The following is a 16127-nucleotide window of genomic DNA, read 5'->3' as shown; positions in this document are numbered from 1 at the left end:
AATAATCGGGCTCATCTTGCGGCGCCCCGCGGGCAACCGGCGACAAGTCATCCGCGTCGAAACAACTTCTGCCACCAACGGCGACGCCGCAGAGGTATCACGATGACGTCTGATTTTTGCAACCAGTCCCGCTCATAATCCCAGGCATGCCCGCCCCAACGCTTACCCGCCTCGTTGGAAAAACCTAACGTCATGAGTTGGTAGTCATATCCCGCTTGTCCGCGCAGCCAGTCGAACAACACCAGCGCATTGAAGCCGGTGGTCGGTCCGACATAGCGTTTACCGCCCGGGCGATCGACCGGGTAGTTCCACAATGCCGGCAGCGGGATTCGCTCCCAATAAAGCGCCACCTCCGGCAAGGGGCACATGGCCCCGGTGCATCCCACTAACATCGTGAAACACCGCGCGTCAGTCTGCCCCAAAAGCCGCTGCACTTCAGGCCCGTAGGGAAGGCCAAAAAAGTAGGCGTCCGGCGCATTGAAACCATGTACGAAGAGATTGACGCTTTGCGGGCTAAGCAGTGTCGCCAGGACACAGTTGTTGAAGCTGACGACGACATCTTCGGGGCCGATATTCAGCGCCTGGAAATCGTCCCGTGTAATCGCTGGATTGTTGGCAACCAGCAGAACCCGGGCAGCCCTGCGCAAGCATTCCTTCAGCGCCTGCGGTAGCCCGCCGGGAACAGACTGGTGACCACCTGGCAGCGCATCCAGCGCCATTGGCTCATCGGCTTGAGGCGGGTGATTGTCCATGGCTACTCTGGAACCTGCATACCGTAACGCACCTTTACCCACAGGCGGGTGACCGCTGAAGGCGGTTGCCAGGGACGCATTTCACGCTGAATCTCGGCAGCGAGTGTGCGGCCCACACGAGCAAAGGAATACTGGCTCTCGGCGAATGCCTGCCCGTTACTGGCGATACGAGCCGTCAGCAAGGGGTCACTCTGCAGCAGCCGGAGTTTTTCCACGGCCTCATCTTCGGAGCGATAGAAAACCGTATTGTGCATATCCCGGAAGCCCAGCAATTGGTCTTCTTCACCCTGACTCCAGGCCAGCAATACACAGCCACAGGCCATCGCTTCAAAGTTCTTGATCATGAATTCATTCATGCCGATATCGGCACTCACAAAAATCTTGATGCGATTGAGCATTTCCAGATATTCGGCGCCCGACTGGGTGCGGCCCACCAACATGCCGGTACGCCGGGAAAGGGATTCCAGAAGCGCCCTGCGCTGCGCGTATTCAGTACTTTTCAGACTGCCCAGAAAGGCCACCGGGATGTCCCTGACACTGTCGGTGTTATGCAGCATTTGTTCGTCATATCCCTTCGAAACGAACACTGCATCAATGTTTTCAGATTGCATCCGACGCGCTACGACAGCCCCGGAAACCAGCACGCGAGAACTTGGCAGACGACTGTATAGACGCGAGTAAACCCGCAGGTATTTACTCTCGGGCATGTAATTCTGGTAAGCATCATGCTCAAGAAAAACCAGGCCCGGAATACATTTCAGGACCCTTAGTTGAGGGACGAGGCGTTTAACCCTGGAGAAAATCACCACCCGGTCAAAGTTCTGGTATTTGACGGAGGTGAGAAACGGACCCAGCTTCATTTGCTGCTTTTTGCTCAGGCGATAAACGACGCACTCGTCGCAATTCTGCTGCACGATTTCATACAGACGATCCAGAATCACGCGCTGCTCGTCCATTACCAGGAGCATGACTTTCATAAATCATTTACCACGAGACAAAGCAAGCAAGTGCGTTGGGTCATACCCGTCAACATCCTCGTAAACGGTTATAAGCTCACGATAAAACCCGTTCATACGCAGTATGAAACGGGCCTCGTTAATCTCATCAATTGCTGCGAATCTTCTCGACAATCGCTGTTGTCGAGCTGTTTTCAACCAACCCCAGCACCTTCACGGTGCCGCCGTAAGCCGTCACGATGTCTGCACCCACCACTTGATCGATCCCGTAATCGCCCCCCTTTACCAGGACGTCCGGCTTGACCCCGCGCAGCAGGTTTTCAGGAGTGCCTTCAGGGAAGCTGATCACCCAATCCACCGCACCCAGACCGGCCAGCACGGCCATGCGACGGTCAACACTGTTGATCGGACGTCCCGGCCCTTTCAGACGGCTTACCGATGCATCGTCGTTGACCGCGACGATCAAACGATCCCCTTGGGCCCGCGCCTGCTCGAGGTAGGTCACATGACCGGCATGCAGGATGTCGAAACAACCGTTAGTGAAGACGATCTTTTCTTTGTGCGCACGCGCATCGTCAACCGCCAGCAGCAACTGCTCCAGGCCCAGCACACCGCGCTCGGAACCTTCCGCACGTTGAATGGCACGCCGCAGCTCCGGCGCGCTGATGGCCGCCGTGCCGAGCTTGCCGACCACGATGCCGGCCGCCAGGTTGGCTAACGCCACCGCGTGGGGCAATTCTTCGCCAGCAGCGATCGCAGCCGCGAGGGTGGAAATCACCGTGTCGCCGGCACCGGTCACGTCGAACACTTCCCGCGCGCGAGCGGGCAAGTGCAGGGCTGGATGATCCGGGCGCAACAAGGTCATGCCATGCTCGCCACGCGTCACCAGCAAAGCGCCGAGGTCCAGGTCGTGCATCAGTTGCGCGCCCTTGCTCACCAGTTCGTGCTCATCAGCGCAACCGCCGACGATCGTTTCGAATTCGCTGAGGTTCGGGGTAATCAGGCTCGCTCCCCGGTAGATCGAGAAATCCTTGCCTTTGGGATCGGCCAGCACCGGAATGCCACGGGCACGGGCAGCCTGGATCAGCACCTGATGATTTTTCAACGCGCCTTTGCCGTAGTCGGACAGCACCAGCACCTTGATGCCTTCAAGCAACTCGTCAACTTGCTCGCCCAGCGCCAGGGCGTCGGTGGCAAAGGGTTCTTCGAAATCGATACGCAGCAACTGCTGGTGACGACTCATGACCCGCAACTTGACGATGGTCGGCTGGTGCGCAATACGCTGGAACAGTGCGCGCACACCAGCACCCTTGAGGCTGTTGGCCAGGCTGTCGGCAGCTTCGTCGTCGCCGGTCACACCGACCAGCGAGGCCGGCGCGCCGAGCGCAGCAATGTTCAGGGCAACGTTAGCGGCACCGCCCGGGCGGTCCTCGATTTGCTCGACCTTGACCACCGGTACCGGCGCCTCAGGGGAAATCCGTGAGGTACCACCATGCCAGTAGCGGTCGAGCATGACATCGCCGACCACCAATACAGGGGCTTGATCGAATCGCGGCATGGACAACTTCATGGAGCAACCCACATACAAAATGAACAAGGGCGGGATATTAGCACAGGGTTGGCGTAGGGCTTGCGCATGGCATTAATGAGGGGGCCAAAAGCAAAAAATCGCAGCCTGCGCAAGTTCGAGAACTTCAGGCTGCGATTTTTCGATCATTCACCGACAAACGGGCGTCGACAGGACTCAGGCGATGTCTTCAGCCGGGGCATCGAGGCCCATGGCGTTCAGACGCGCGTAATAGCCGTTTTGCGCCAGTAGTTCGGCATGCGTGCCGCGCTCTACGATCCGCCCCTGATCCATGACCAGAATCAGGTCGGCCTTCTCGATGGTCGACAGACGGTGAGCAATCACCAGGGTCGTCCGGCCTTTCATCACCTGATCCAGTGCCGCCTGGATATGCCGTTCCGATTCGGTGTCGAGGGCCGAGGTGGCTTCGTCGAGAATCAGCAAAGGCGCGTTCTTCAACAAGGCCCGGGCAATCGCCAGACGCTGACGCTGGCCACCGGACAGCAATACGCCATTCTCGCCGACCTGAGTGTCCAGGCCTTCTGGCAGTTGTGCGATGAAGTCCATCGCATAAGCGTCTTTCGCCGCTTTTTCGATGTCTTCACGGGGCGCGCCAGCCAGATCGCCGTACGCAATGTTGTTGGCCACGGTATCGCTGAACAACGTCACGTGCTGGGTGACCTGGGCGATGTGCTTGCGCAGGTTCAGCAGTTTGTACTGCTCCACCTCGACGCCATCAATCAGGATCTCGCCCTTGTCGTGATGATAGAAACGCGGAATCAGGTTGGCCAGGGTCGACTTGCCACTGCCCGAACGCCCTACCAGCGCCACCATTTGCCCGGGTTCGACCGAGAAACTGATGTCGTCGAGTACCTGACGCTCGGTGCCAGGGTAGGTGAAGCTCAGATGCCGCACATCCAGGTGCCCGGTCACGGCATCGCGCTCGACGGTGCCAGTATCGACTTCCGGTTCAACGTCCAGTTGCTCGAAGATACTTTCGGCACCGGCCACGCCTTTTTGAATGGTCGAGCTGACTTCGGACAATTGACGGATCGGCTTGGGCAGCAGGCCTGCCAGGGTGATGTAGGCCACCATGTCACCGGCGGACGCATCGCCACGCAGGAACAGGACCAGGAACATCAGCACGGCCATGGCGCTGTAGATCACCAACTGCAGCAGCGGCGTGTAGATAGCGCCGGTACGGGTCATGCGCAATTGCTTGTCGGTGTTGCCCTGGCTGGCATTGAAGAAGCGCTTCTCTTCGTAGACTTCACCGCCGAAGCTGCGCACCACGCGATAACCCTGGATGGTTTCCGATGCCACGTGCGTCACGTCGCCCATGGCCGCCTGGATCTTCTTGCTCTGCTTGCGGAATTTCTTGCTCGCGGTACTGACCATCAACGCGATCAGCGGCAGGATCGCGACCATGACCAGGGTCAGGCGCCAGTTCATGAACAGCAGCGAGGCAAACAGGAAGATCACCGTCATGCCTTCACGGATTACGACCTTGATCGCATCTGTGGCCGCCCCGGTGACCATCGTCACGTTAAAGGTGATACGGGAAATCAGGTGACCGGAGTTATGCTTGTCGAAATACCGGTTGGGCAGAACCAGCAAGTTATTGAACAACTGTACCCGCAGGTCGTGGACCAGCCCGAGAGAAACCTTGGCCAGGAAGTAGTTGCCCAGATAAGATCCCAACCCCTGCCAGGCGGCGATCAGAATGATCAGTAACGGCACGGCTTGCAACAGTTGCAGGTCGCGCAGATAGGGGACGGTGGGAAACAGCACCGCTTCGGGATTGGACAGGCCATCGACGAAGTACTTGAGGATGTAGCCGAGCATTGGCTGCGTCGAAGCGAAAATCAGAAAACCGACGATGCTGATCAGGAACAGGCTGATGTACGGCCGGACATAACCGAGCAGACGGAAATAGATTTTCAAGCTCGAGGGGCTTGCGGAGAGACTGGAGTCGGTCATATCACGCGAATGTCGATAAAAAGGACGCTGACTTTAGCACAGCTTCCTCAGGGTTCTGGCAATCGCTTAAAGGCTGTTATTGTTAGACGACGCAAACAGTATCATATAGCCATCACCGGAATGGCCGATCAACTTCAGGATTGAATTTCTCAGCATGCAACTCAGCAGTTTCAACAGTACGTCCAACCGAGTCTTCGACTTCATTTGCCTGTGGATGCTTCCACTTGGCTATCTTTTGCTTCTGTGCTCGCTGTTCTTCCTGCCGGACCGCAGCCTGTTTCATAAGCTCTACTATGGCTTGTTCAGCATTCCAGCCCTGATAGCGCTTTGCCTGCGACCCCGAGAGCTCAAAGAGTTGCTGCGCGAGCCGGTCTTCATTGCGATGCTGCTGTTCGCCGGGTGGGCGCTGTTGAGTCTGAGCTGGAGCCTGGGCGATGGAGGATTTTCCGGAAAATTCAAGCCACCGCTCCACACGCTGATGCTGTTCGCCGGGTGCTACCTGCTGGTGCGCTACCGCAGCGAGATCGTCCAGCCCCTGCTGCTCTGCGCCGCGATAGTCGGGCTGATCGCGTCGATCTATAACCTGTACATGTTTGCCCACATCTATGAGCCGGGTCTGCGCCTGGTGGGTGGCGGCGCGTTCGACAATCCATTGTTGAGCTCGCACTTGTTCGGTTTCTTCTGCGCCTATTGGCTGAGCCTGAGCATGACCTGCAAGCGCCCACAGATACTCTGGTTGAGTATCCCGGCAATGGCGGTCATGTTTATCGCGGTGATCGCCACCGGCTCCCGGACACCGCTGGTTGCCCTGACACTGGCCGCGTTGTGGCTGGGCTTCATCTGCTGGAACCGCCGGTCCGTGGTGTTGCTGGGCATCATGCTCGTCGGCGGGGCGTCGGTGGTTGTGCTTTTCTCGAACATGATTTTCGAACGAGGAGTTTCCTATCGTTTCGAAATCTGGCAGATGGTCTTGCAAAAAATCGCCGATCACCCGTGGATCGGCCATGGCTACGACGCCACCCTGTCCATCGACTCCAGCGTCGGCTTCACATTGGCCGAACCCCATAGTTTTGCCTTGGGTGTTCTCTACTATGTCGGTATTTTCGGTTTTATCCCGTGGCTGTTCTTCCAGGCCTGGGGCCTGCTGAGCAGCTGGCGCCATCGAGTGCAACCGCTGTTCATCATCGCCTCGACCTGGCTGGTGTTCGGTATCGGTGCAGGCCTGACCGAAGGCGGCGGGATCATTTCGCGCCCCAAGGAACACTGGTTCCTGCTGTGGATTCCGCTGGCACTGATCGCCGCGTTGAGTATCAACCAGCGCGCTGGTCGCCTGCTGGCCATGCCGATCAAGCAACTGGCGCAGGCAACCCTGCAAAAACTGACGGCCAACGCCCAGGTGATCGAGGAAGATGGTCTGGGACCCAAGGTCCTGCGTCTGGTCGATGGCAGCTTCCTCAAGCTGTTCCGCCGCCGCCGCTGGTACACCTCGGGCAGCTTCGATCCGTATTCCGAACGCTTTGCAAACAACAGCGAGCGACTGCGCCGCATGGGCATCCCGACGCCGCAGATTCTGGATCTATACCGCTTCAAGGACGGCAGCAGCGCCGTGCACTACACGCCTCTGCCGGGCAATACCCTGCGTCAGGTCCTGCAAGCGATCACGGCTCCGGACGTGCGCCAGGCGCTGGTGGAACGCTTCGGCAAGTTCATGGCGCAGTTGCATGAGCAAGGCGTGTATTTCCGATCTTTGCATCTGGGCAACGTGCTGGTACTGGAGGACGGCGAGTTCGGCCTGATCGACGTGGCGGACCTGCGCATTTACCCTTCGTCACTGAGCCTGTCCCTGCGTCAGCGCAACCTGCGCCATATGCAGCGCTACACCGTCGATCATCGCTGGTTGTTCGAAGATCATTTCCAGGCACTGCTTCAGGGCTACGCCGTGACGGCATCGAAATCCGCGGTGGATAACCTGCACAGGCAAGTACTGGCGGCCAGCCATCCCGAGCGGGCTCATGTATGACCGAAATTCGTCAACCTTGAACGATCAGACGGGCGGCCGCTGACGGACATAGGCAAGGAAGCCTTCGATATCATCGCTGCAGAGTTTGTCAGCCAGACTGTGCAACTCGGCTTCCGGCCAGTTCCACCAGGCACTCTGAAGGAGCAGCAAACGCTGTTCCTCAGGGAAACGCCAACGCAGGAAACGCGCCGGATTGCCACCGACAACTGCGTAGGGCTCGACATCGCGAGTCACCAGCGCACCCGCGGCAACGATTGCGCCATCCCCCACCGTCACACCTGACAGTATCGTGCTGTTTGAACACAGCCACACATCGTTGCCGATGCTCACATCGCCGTGGGTGCCGCTGTAACCGCTGATATGTGCAGCCTGTGCAACCATGACCGGCAACGGGAACGTGGTGACCCAATCGGCACGATGGTGGCCACCGAGAAAAATCTGCACGCCTTCAGCGATCGAGCAATACGCACCAATGCTCAGCGTCGAGCCTTCCTTCCAGTCATGGACCTGTGGCACGCCATAACTGCCACGGCCAAAGGCGTAGTCCGGATATTGCAGTTTGAAACGCGCCATGCCCCGCTCAAATTTCGGCAGCTTTCTGATCGCTCGTTTCGCGCGTTTTTCCCGATAGCGTTGAATCCAGCCCATGGCTCAATCTTTCTCCAACGGCAGAAGCAAACGCCCCAGACCACGCCAGGTCTTCTTGTTCCACGCCCTGAACGGAATCTGCGCCAGCAGCTCCCGCGCCAATTTGCGGTCTCGATTGGCGGTCTTCAGGAACATCGAACTGAGAAACTTGTAGCGCACGTGCTCGTACAGCGGGTGATCGCTGAACAGGGCATAGGAACGCAGAATGTTGTCGATCATGAAGCGGTGATTCTTGTAGGAATTGGTGGCGTGTTTGCGATAGCGCGCCATCAGCACGTTCAAGCCATCAATGAAGTAACCGGCATGGGTCACCTTCAGCTCGATCAGCAAATCTTCCAGACGAATGCTCGGATCGAACCCACCGACCTTGTCCAGCGCTTCGCGGCGAATCATCAGCGTCGGCGCCGGCGGATAGGGCTTGCGCTCCAGGAACATGTCATCGAAATCCAGACGGCGGAACGGCACATCGCGGCGCTGACGCGACTCCGGGTACGGGTTGCCGTCGGCGTCGATAAGCTCGATGTTGCCGGCGCAGATGCCGACCTCGGGCTTGCCATCCATGTAGGCCACCTGCGTGGCGATGCGCTCGGGCAGCATGATGTCATCGGAACCGAAGGGCACGATCAGACTGCCCTTTGCGCGCGCAATGGCACCATTGAGGGTATTGGTCAGCCCCTGATTCTGCTGAACACGGAAATCAAAGCCGTGTTGCGCCTGCAAGACGTTGATCCGCTCGACACTGTCATCGCTGGAGCCATCATCGACCACCAGCAACTCAATGTTCGAATAGGTCTGGTTGAGGACGCTGAGAATGCTCTCCTCAATATAACGACCGTGGTTATACGACGCGATGATGACCGTGACGATGGGTTGTGCGTCGTTCATGACTGTTCCTTGCGGGCCTTGCTCAAGCCGGAGTCGATCAGGTTCAGGTATTCCTGACGGAACACCTCGATGTCGTGTTGTTCCTGGAGATAACGATAGGCTTGCTCACCCTTGGCCTTGAGCGTGTCATCCGGCAGCCCGAGGTAGTTATCCAGTGCCGCGACCAGGCTCGGCACATCTTTGGGCGTGATCGCCAGACCGCCCGCACCCTCAATCAGCGGCAGCATCGCCGGCACGCTGGAGGCGATCACCGGGAGATGACCGCTCATGCCTTCCAGCAAGGCCAGCCCGAGACCTTCGGCCAGCGAGGGCATGGTCCAGATGTCAAAGGCGCGAACGTACTGCAAGGCGTTTTCCTTGAAGCCCAACAGGTGCGCGCGCCCGCTCAGGCCCAGACGCTCGATCTCGACGGCCAGACACGACTCCTCGCGGCCGGCACCAATGATCGCCAACTGGGTGTTCGGGTACTTGTCCTTGAGAGCCGCAAATGCCTGCAACAGGTAGGTGTGCCCCTTGACCGGCACCAACCGGCCCAAAGCGCCGATCAACCGCACCGACGGATCAATGCCGAGCAGTTCACGGGCGCGTTCGCGGCTGTGCTGCAAGCCTTCGGCCTGTTCGATGTCGATCGCATTGGTAATGGCATAGGTGTTTTCATCGGTGAAACCGCAGTCACAGTCCAGCAGGTATTGTTTGACCGCCGGCGACACACCGACAAAACGCCAGTGACGATCGATCAGGCGCTGGGTCTGGCGACGTCGGTAGAACCGGTCGTACTCACCAAAGCCGTGGGAAATGCCAATGCACAATGGCACTTTCAACCAGCGGTTGAGCGTCAACATCATGTTGACCGGCTTGAAGCGGTTGCAGATCACCACATCGAATTTTTCTTTGCGGCAAAACTGATACAGCCGCCACATGGCAAGCAGGCGCATGCCCTTGAGCGATTTGTCGGAAAACTCGAAATACACGGAACGCGCGGCACGGCTCACGGCCTCGCCCGGCCCGGGCTTGCCCCGCAGAAACGCTGCGGTCACCTCATAGCGATCACCCGGCAAAGCCTTGACGATCTGCTCCGCCAGGTCGGCAAAGTCATGGGCTTTGACATTGTAGTCAGGCTGCAATTGCAGAACCTTTAACCGTTGACTCATAACTCTCCCCGGTGAAAACCAGTCGCATCGATGACCCAGGCGGGTTCAGCGGCGAGGCGCTTGACCTCCGCCGGATCGGGTTGAGGCAACCGTGACCACTCGTTGCGCTTCCAGCAAACGAAATGGAAATACGGAAACCGGCGATCGCCATCGCGATCATTGGTCAGATGGCCGTCGCGCCAATACCATTGGTGCGGGAAGTTCTCGGTCCCGTCATGCCACTTGATGCAGCCACCCGGCGTACTGAATGCCTCGGTGAATTCGCTGCGTCGACGCCACGGGTTGAACTTGCCCACCAGTTTGAACAAGGGCTCGGGGAAATTCTTGCGCCAGAGAAAGATTCGACTGAATGCACCTTCGTCGATCGCGTGATGCTTCTGGTCCGTGAACCGCGCTTCCCAGTCCTTGATCTGCCTGAACAACTCACGCTTGCGGGCGGTGTTTCTGATCAGACAAAGGTGCCCCGCCACTCGCCGCTCGTGGGTGGAGTACAGGTCATAAGAGGCGAGTCGATCCGCAGTGAAGTAGCTGCGCAGGTCGCCGTACACCAGGTCAATATCGCCGAACGCCCAGAAATCATAGCCCTCCAGGCGGTCGGCATGAATCAGTCCAAACGCGGGGCGGATGTCGCACAGTTTGTAAGCTTCGATCGGCGCAAAGTCGATACCCAGCCGCCGGGACACCAACCCACAGTAATCGACGAACGTCATGCTTTCGACGGTCACGTTGGGTGGCAAATTCTCGGGAACCCCACAATCGGTGAAGAACAACCAGTCGATGTCGGGATTACGACGGCAGCTCTCCAGAAAAAACGGCATCCAGAAAGGCCAGCGGCCGAAATAAGGCATCAGAAACAAAATACGCGGGCATGGATTAATCACGGAAAATTCTCTGTCAATGCTGGGAGCGCCGCCATGCTAGGCAGGGTTGTACATCAGTTCTGCTTCACAGGTGTTTCGCCATGCTTCAGAAGCCAGAACAATTCCTGGCGTCTGACAGACTTGCGAAAGAATTCATTCTCTCCATAGAGGGGCGGAACTCTATTGGCCAAGAGCCACTGTATCAACCGCCGCAGTCGCCGCTTGAATGGCATGCGCGGCTGGAGGTCGTGCATCATCCCCAGCGCCATGGCTTTATCACACTGAAGTTCCGGAGAAACCGGAAGGCAGTAAGGCTGCATCGGCACCGACGAATCAAAGGCAGGCGGCAGTGCGATGCCATGGCCGGCATCCCCCATGGGCCAGCGATCATTGTCATGCAAATGGTTGGCATAACCGAGCAACGTGGTCGGCTGCCACTCCAGGCCTCGCAACGCTTCGAGGACCGCCTGTTGAGCGCAAAGGTGGTCCGGGTGCGGATCGAGCGTCGGGTGCGGCAACACGATGACTTCGGGACGGGCCCGCAACAGCACTTCGCGCAGGTCGGCCAACAGGTTGTTCCAGGTGGGTGCGCCATTGGCGTCGCCCGGCAGTGCAAAGGGGTTCAACTGGCGGAACAAGCGGGTGTCGTCCATCTCCGCTTCCCGCGAACCCATTGGTCGGGACGGTGCTGCCTGCATTGCCGCCAGTTGCAGGCAGAAATAGCCCAACTGTAGGCAATGGGCTTCGGGCACCCCGGCCCAGCGCGGTACGGCGATACTGTCCCAGGCCCGCAGTCGCCCCTTGAGGCGCGCCGCTTCGCCTTTGTTCAGGCCGATCTGCTGATAATGTTCTGCTTCGATTTCGCCGGCGGTGAGGGTGACGATCCAGGCTTCGTCGGCCTGACTGTACAAACCGTAGGCCGCCAGTTCGGCGTCATCGGCATGAGGTGCAATCACCATCACCCGCTGACGGCGGTAATCCGGTTGTTCGAACGCCCAGAGCACGGGTTCGCCCAGCACTCGGCAAAAACGACCGCGCAGACGCAACTCGCCCCGCGACAACACCTGCGCCTGACCACTGAGGTTGAGATAGCGCAGCCCGTTGGCGCCACGCTCGAAGGTTTGCCGATCGGGGTTATCGCCACCCGACAATTCGACAGACGGGTCGATAAAACGTCCAAGCCAGGTGCTTTTGATCCGCAGGGCCAATACCAGCGTAGCGTCGTCCACCAGCATGACGCCGTCATCCAGGCGCAAACGCTCACCGTCCAGGTGAATCTTGGGTTGCGGGGTGTAAGGCGGGAAGCTGTACGCGTAATCGTCCTTGGGCGAATAAAACAAATGGTCGGCGAACCATGCTTCGTGAGCGACCCAGCCCAGCACCGCCAACACCAGCGGCAGCCACCAGGCCACCAGCACGCCGACGACAATCAACAGCACCAGAGCGATCAACAGGCCGATGCGTTTGTTGCGCCGGTGGCGCTTGAGCAATTGCTGTTTACGACTCATGGGTTCGCTCATACGGTGAAGACCGGTACAGGATTACACCAGCGGTCCTTGTATTCACGGTCGGCGCGACCGAAGGAAAAACGCAGGGGCTTGTCCAGCGCACGCGCATGCTCCCAGGCGCTTTGGGTGTTGAGAAAACTCAAGACGCTACCGGGGCTGAATTCGCGGGTTTCGGGATCGACGCCGCCATTGATGTACTCGACGCTGATCCATTGCGGCGCTTCGACGCGGTACACCAGTTGAATAGCGATCGGCGCATCGTTGAGGAAAATCACCGAACCGATCAACAAATCACGCAACAACTCGATCACCTCGGCCATGCGCTCGGCACCGGTCGCCGGAAAACCCCAGCGACGCTGGAACAAGTCGCAATAGATCGCCGCCAGCTCGCCGCTGGAAAACTCGCTGACCGGCCGCACCACGCCGCCCGCCTCCTCCAGCAAACGCAATTCGCGACGCTGGTTATACCGAAACTTCTTCGACAGTTCTTCGGGAGTTCGGGCCATGGCCAGTTGTTCGGCCTGCAGCCTGATGCCGCTGAAGCGGCCTTCATTCAGCGCGGACAAGTAGCGTGCACGATGGCGCAGAGGGGCTTGCGTATCCGCGGCGGCAGGAAGGATGAACTCAGCATTGCCGAGGTCGAACAGGCCCTTTTTACCGTTGCGCTTGAGCACGTCCTTGGACAACGCAAGGTCGCGGCCCCAGGTCGGAATCGCAGCCTGGACTTCGCCATTCGGCGCCCAGGCCAGGTAACGCACCGGAATGTCGGCCAACTGCGCCAGGCGCTCGACCACCATCGGATGAGTGGCGACGCTGCCGCCATAACGGTGCCAGGCCTCGGTGTACGTCGAGGCGTCGGTCACCGCCCAGCCACGCTCGCGCCATCCTTGAAATCGGTTGAGCATCAACCCCTCGCCGCCAGTTCGGTGACGTTTGGCAAATGCCAGAAAGCATCGCGTACCGCACGGTCGGAGAAACGCTCACGCAAGCGGTCAAGCATCAACTCGGCGCACTGGCGGCGTTGCTGATCATCCATCGCGGACAGATGTTTCAGCCCTTGCGCCAAGCGCTCGGCATCGCCCAGCGGGAACAGAATGCCGACACCCTCGACCACTTCCTTCGCCCCGCCGCATGCCGTCGCGAGCAACGGCACGCCGGCGGCCATGGCCTCCAGCAGCACCATGCCGAACGGTTCGTGATCGGAGCTCAAGGCAAACACATCGAAGGCGCGGAAATAACGACGGGCTTCGGGCACCTGACCGAGGAACAGCACGCGGTCGCCGATCCCCAGCTCACGGGCCATGGCCTTGAGATCCTGTTCCAGCCGACCGATACCGAGAATCACCAACTGGCTGTTAGCCGGCAAACCCGGCAACGCCGCAGCAAAACCGTGCAGCAACGTGGTCTGGTCCTTGTCCGGGTGGAGTCGGCCGACGTTGCCGATAATCCACGCATCCATCGACAAACCCAGGGTTTCCCGGGCTTCGCGAACCGACACGTGACTGTCCTGCAAGGCTTGCACATTGATGCGGTTATAGAGCGTCTGAATCCGTGCAGCCGGCCATTTCGGCAGGCAACTGCGCATGTCATCGCGCACGGCATCGGAGACCCCGAGCAGACTCAAACGCTTGCGGAAAAAATTCGCAAAGAATTTGCGAGTGCCGCGCTTGTAGTCGTCAAACGCGTGATGGACGCCGATCACCGGCAACGAAGTGCCAAGCAAGGCGATGTAGATCGGCTTGAAGCGGTGAGCGATGCAGAAACTGAAATTGCGCGAAGCGGCGATCTTGCGCAGATCGCCGATGGCGCCCAGCTTCAGGCCACGAATAGCCTTGGAACTGTATTCCATGAACAGCACTTCATCGGAGGCACAGGCCTCGGCGACGCCGGCATCGGCAACCCCGGTCAGAAACACCGTGGTCACTCGATAACCGGTTCCCGCGAACAGGCTGGCGTACTGCCGGGCGCAGTCCAGAAACGGACCGTCATAGCCGTGACAGAACTGCAGCACGTGGCGTTCAGCCGAGCGTGTCATATGCGTCCGCGCCCTCTTTGACCACCAGAATGTCTTCCATGATCAAATACTGTAGGTCGGAACCGAAGAACATGTTCAGGGCATCCGTCGGCGAGCAGATCATCGGTTCGCCACGACGGTTGAGCGAGGTGTTCAGCGACACGCCGTTGCCGGTCAGTACTTCCAGCGCCTTCATCATGTCGTAGTAGCGCGGGTTGTATTCGCGCTTGAGCACCTGGGCCCGGGAAGTGCCGTCTTCGTGGACGACTTCCGGTACGCGGGTCTTCCACTCTTCAGCCACTTCAAAAGTGAACGTCATGAACGGCGCAGGGTGATCGATCTTGATCATCTGCGGTGCGACGGTGTCGAGCATCGACGGGCAGAAAGGCCTCCAGCGCTCGCGGAACTTGATCTGGTGGTTGATGCGGTCAGCCACGCCGGTTGCGCTCGGGCAACCGATGATCGAACGACCGCCCAAGGCACGCGGACCAAATTCCATACGCCCCTGGAACCACGCGACCGGATTGCCGTCGACCATGATTTTGGCGATGTTTTCCGGCATGTTCTCGAGCTTGCGCCAGACCGGCTTGCTCGGGTGACGGGCGCATGCTGCAAGCACGTCTTCGTTGCTGTACGACGGGCCGAGGTAGACGTGTTCCATCTTCTCGACCGGCACGCCACGGGCGTGAGACACATAAGCCGCCGCACCGACCGCGGTGCCGGCATCGCCGGACGCAGGCTGCACGAACAGCTCCTTGACGTCGTCGCGGGCGATGATTTTCTGGTTCAGCTTGACGTTCAACGCACAGCCGCCGGCGAAGGCCAGCTTGCCGGTTTCCTTGAGCACGTCGCCCAGGTAGTGGTCGATCATCTGCAACGCCAGTTTCTCGAACAGCGCTTGCATGCTCGCGGCGTAGTGGATGTACGGTTCGTCGGCGATGTCGCCTTCGCGCTTCGGACCCAGCCACTCGATCAGCTTCGGCGAGAAGTAGAAACCCTTGCCCTTCTCTTTATAGCGACGCAGGCCGATGACGTTGGCGTAGTCGGTGTTGATCACCAGCTCGCCGTTTTCGAACGAGGCCAGACGCGAGAAATCGTATTTGCTGGCGTCGCCGTACGGCGCCATGCCCATGACCTTGAACTCGCCGTCGAGCATCTCGAAACCGAGGAACTCGGTGATCGCGCCGTACAGGCCGCCGAGGGAGTCCGGATCGAAGAATTCCTTGATCTTGTGGATCTTGCCGTTTTCGCCGTAGCCGAAGAAGGTCGTGGCGTACTCACCCTTGCCGTCGATCCCGAGGATCGCGGTTTTCTCTTTGAAACCCGAGCAGTGGTAAGCGCTGGAGGCGTGGGCCAGGTGGTGTTCGACCGGCTCGATCTTGATTTTCTTCGGATCGAAACCCAGTTGCTCAAGGCACCAGACGATCTTGTTGCGGTAGCGCTTGTAGCGGCGGTTGCCCATCAGGATCGCGTCAAGCGCGCGGTCCGGGGCGTACCAGTAACGCTTGGCGTAGTGCCAGCGCGCCTTGCCAAACAGGCTGATCGGCGCGAACGGAATCGCTACCACGTCAACATCGGATGGCTTGATGCCCGCCTGTTCAAGGCAGAACTTCGCCGATTCGTAAGGCATGCGGTTCTTTGCATGTTTGTCGCGCACGAAGCGCTCTTCTTCAGCCGCCGCGACCAGCTTGCCGTCGATGTACAAGGCTGCGGAAGGATCATGGCTAAGGGCGCCGGACAGGCCAAGAATCGTCAATGCCACAGGGGTCTAGCCTCTTTAGTCTGC

The 16127-nt window shown here is 59.1% G+C and carries 13 protein-coding genes; 1 reads left to right on the top strand and 12 read right to left on the bottom strand.

Translation table 11 applies throughout. The features are described from left to right. Positions 1 to 47: 47 nt before the first annotated feature. The 4 genes from ACA073_RS02495 to msbA all read right to left on the bottom strand — a co-directional run bounded on the left by ACA073_RS02495 (position 48) and on the right by msbA (position 5255). Entirely contained in the window at positions 48 to 752 is a 705-nt protein-coding gene (locus ACA073_RS02495; protein ID WP_497401393.1) for a hypothetical protein, read from the bottom strand. A gap of 2 nt (positions 753 to 754) precedes the next feature. Beyond that, complete coding sequence (locus tag ACA073_RS02490; protein WP_497401391.1) at positions 755 to 1729, bottom strand: glycosyltransferase family protein; 975 nt, start codon at positions 1727 to 1729, stop codon at positions 755 to 757. A gap of 127 nt (positions 1730 to 1856) precedes the next feature. Further along, a complete protein-coding gene (hldE, locus tag ACA073_RS02485) occupies positions 1857 to 3278 on the bottom strand; it encodes a bifunctional D-glycero-beta-D-manno-heptose-7-phosphate kinase/D-glycero-beta-D-manno-heptose 1-phosphate adenylyltransferase HldE (protein WP_497401389.1) in 1422 nt (473 codons plus the stop codon). 174 nt (positions 3279 to 3452) lie between these two features. Next, positions 3453 to 5255 carry a lipid A export permease/ATP-binding protein MsbA gene (gene msbA / locus ACA073_RS02480; protein ID WP_497401387.1) on the bottom strand — a complete coding sequence of 601 codons (1803 nt, stop codon included), beginning with the start codon at positions 5253 to 5255 and terminating at the stop codon, positions 3453 to 3455. Positions 5256 to 5409: 154 nt separating this feature from the next. Between msbA and ACA073_RS02475 the strand changes: the two genes are divergently transcribed. Beyond that, positions 5410 to 7275, top strand: coding sequence for an O-antigen ligase family protein (locus ACA073_RS02475; RefSeq protein WP_497401385.1), 1866 nt, complete (start codon positions 5410 to 5412; stop codon positions 7273 to 7275). Between the two features lie 24 nt (positions 7276 to 7299). On the opposite strand, the gene ACA073_RS02470 is transcribed toward ACA073_RS02475, so the two are convergent. From ACA073_RS02470 to ACA073_RS02435, 8 genes are read right to left on the bottom strand one after another with little or no spacing between them, the layout of a single operon-like run. After that, a complete protein-coding gene (locus tag ACA073_RS02470; protein ID WP_497401383.1) occupies positions 7300 to 7923 on the bottom strand; it encodes a CatB-related O-acetyltransferase in 624 nt (207 codons plus the stop codon). Between the two features lie 3 nt (positions 7924 to 7926). Next, complete coding sequence (locus ACA073_RS02465; protein WP_497401382.1) at positions 7927 to 8808, bottom strand: glycosyltransferase; 882 nt, start codon at positions 8806 to 8808, stop codon at positions 7927 to 7929. Beyond that, complete coding sequence (locus ACA073_RS02460) at positions 8805 to 9959, bottom strand: glycosyltransferase (protein ID WP_497401381.1); 1155 nt, start codon at positions 9957 to 9959, stop codon at positions 8805 to 8807. Before ACA073_RS02460 ends, ACA073_RS02465 begins: the two co-directional genes overlap by 4 nt. After that, positions 9956 to 10840, bottom strand: a complete 885-nt coding sequence (locus tag ACA073_RS02455) for a DUF6625 family protein (RefSeq protein WP_497401379.1) — start codon at positions 10838 to 10840, stop codon at positions 9956 to 9958. The genes ACA073_RS02460 and ACA073_RS02455 overlap by 4 nt, the downstream gene beginning before the upstream one ends. 53 nt (positions 10841 to 10893) lie before the next feature. Then, complete coding sequence (locus ACA073_RS02450) at positions 10894 to 12327, bottom strand: PIG-L deacetylase family protein (RefSeq protein ID WP_497401378.1); 1434 nt, start codon at positions 12325 to 12327, stop codon at positions 10894 to 10896. 8 nt (positions 12328 to 12335) lie between these two features. Continuing rightward, a complete protein-coding gene (locus ACA073_RS02445; RefSeq protein WP_497401377.1) occupies positions 12336 to 13232 on the bottom strand; it encodes an antimicrobial resistance protein Mig-14 in 897 nt (298 codons plus the stop codon). Then, positions 13232 to 14362, bottom strand: coding sequence for a glycosyltransferase (locus ACA073_RS02440; protein WP_497401375.1), 1131 nt, complete (start codon positions 14360 to 14362; stop codon positions 13232 to 13234). The genes ACA073_RS02445 and ACA073_RS02440 overlap by 1 nt, the downstream gene beginning before the upstream one ends. After that, complete coding sequence (locus ACA073_RS02435; RefSeq protein WP_008027860.1) at positions 14346 to 16103, bottom strand: carbamoyltransferase family protein; 1758 nt, start codon at positions 16101 to 16103, stop codon at positions 14346 to 14348. Before ACA073_RS02435 ends, ACA073_RS02440 begins: the two co-directional genes overlap by 17 nt. Positions 16104 to 16127: the final 24 nt, after the last annotated feature.

This window comes from Pseudomonas sp. LBUM1670 (genome assembly GCF_059695695.1).
Note: the sequence above shows the minus strand (reverse complement) of the source record. Positions and strands in the feature narration are given on the sequence as shown.

Bases quoted from the DNA above. Each gene is read 5' to 3' on its own strand.
- ACA073_RS02460 (WP_497401381.1), bottom strand. From the start codon at position 9,959: ATGAGTCAACGGTTAAAGGTTCTGCAATTGCAGCCTGACTACAATGTC.
- ACA073_RS02470 (WP_497401383.1), bottom strand. From the start codon at position 7,923: ATGGGCTGGATTCAACGCTATCGGGAAAAACGCGCGAAACGAGCGATC.
- hldE (WP_497401389.1), bottom strand. From the start codon at position 3,278: ATGAAGTTGTCCATGCCGCGATTCGATCAAGCCCCTGTATTGGTGGTC.
- ACA073_RS02445 (WP_497401377.1), bottom strand. From the start codon at position 13,232: ATGCTCAACCGATTTCAAGGATGGCGCGAGCGTGGCTGGGCGGTGACC.
- msbA (WP_497401387.1), bottom strand. From the start codon at position 5,255: ATGACCGACTCCAGTCTCTCCGCAAGCCCCTCGAGCTTGAAAATCTAT.
- ACA073_RS02495 (WP_497401393.1), bottom strand. From the start codon at position 752: ATGGACAATCACCCGCCTCAAGCCGATGAGCCAATGGCGCTGGATGCG.
- ACA073_RS02490 (WP_497401391.1), bottom strand. From the start codon at position 1,729: ATGAAAGTCATGCTCCTGGTAATGGACGAGCAGCGCGTGATTCTGGAT.
- ACA073_RS02450 (WP_497401378.1), bottom strand. From the start codon at position 12,327: ATGAGTCGTAAACAGCAATTGCTCAAGCGCCACCGGCGCAACAAACGC.
- ACA073_RS02465 (WP_497401382.1), bottom strand. From the start codon at position 8,808: ATGAACGACGCACAACCCATCGTCACGGTCATCATCGCGTCGTATAAC.
- ACA073_RS02475 (WP_497401385.1), top strand. From the start codon at position 5,410: ATGCAACTCAGCAGTTTCAACAGTACGTCCAACCGAGTCTTCGACTTC.
- ACA073_RS02440 (WP_497401375.1), bottom strand. From the start codon at position 14,362: ATGACACGCTCGGCTGAACGCCACGTGCTGCAGTTCTGTCACGGCTAT.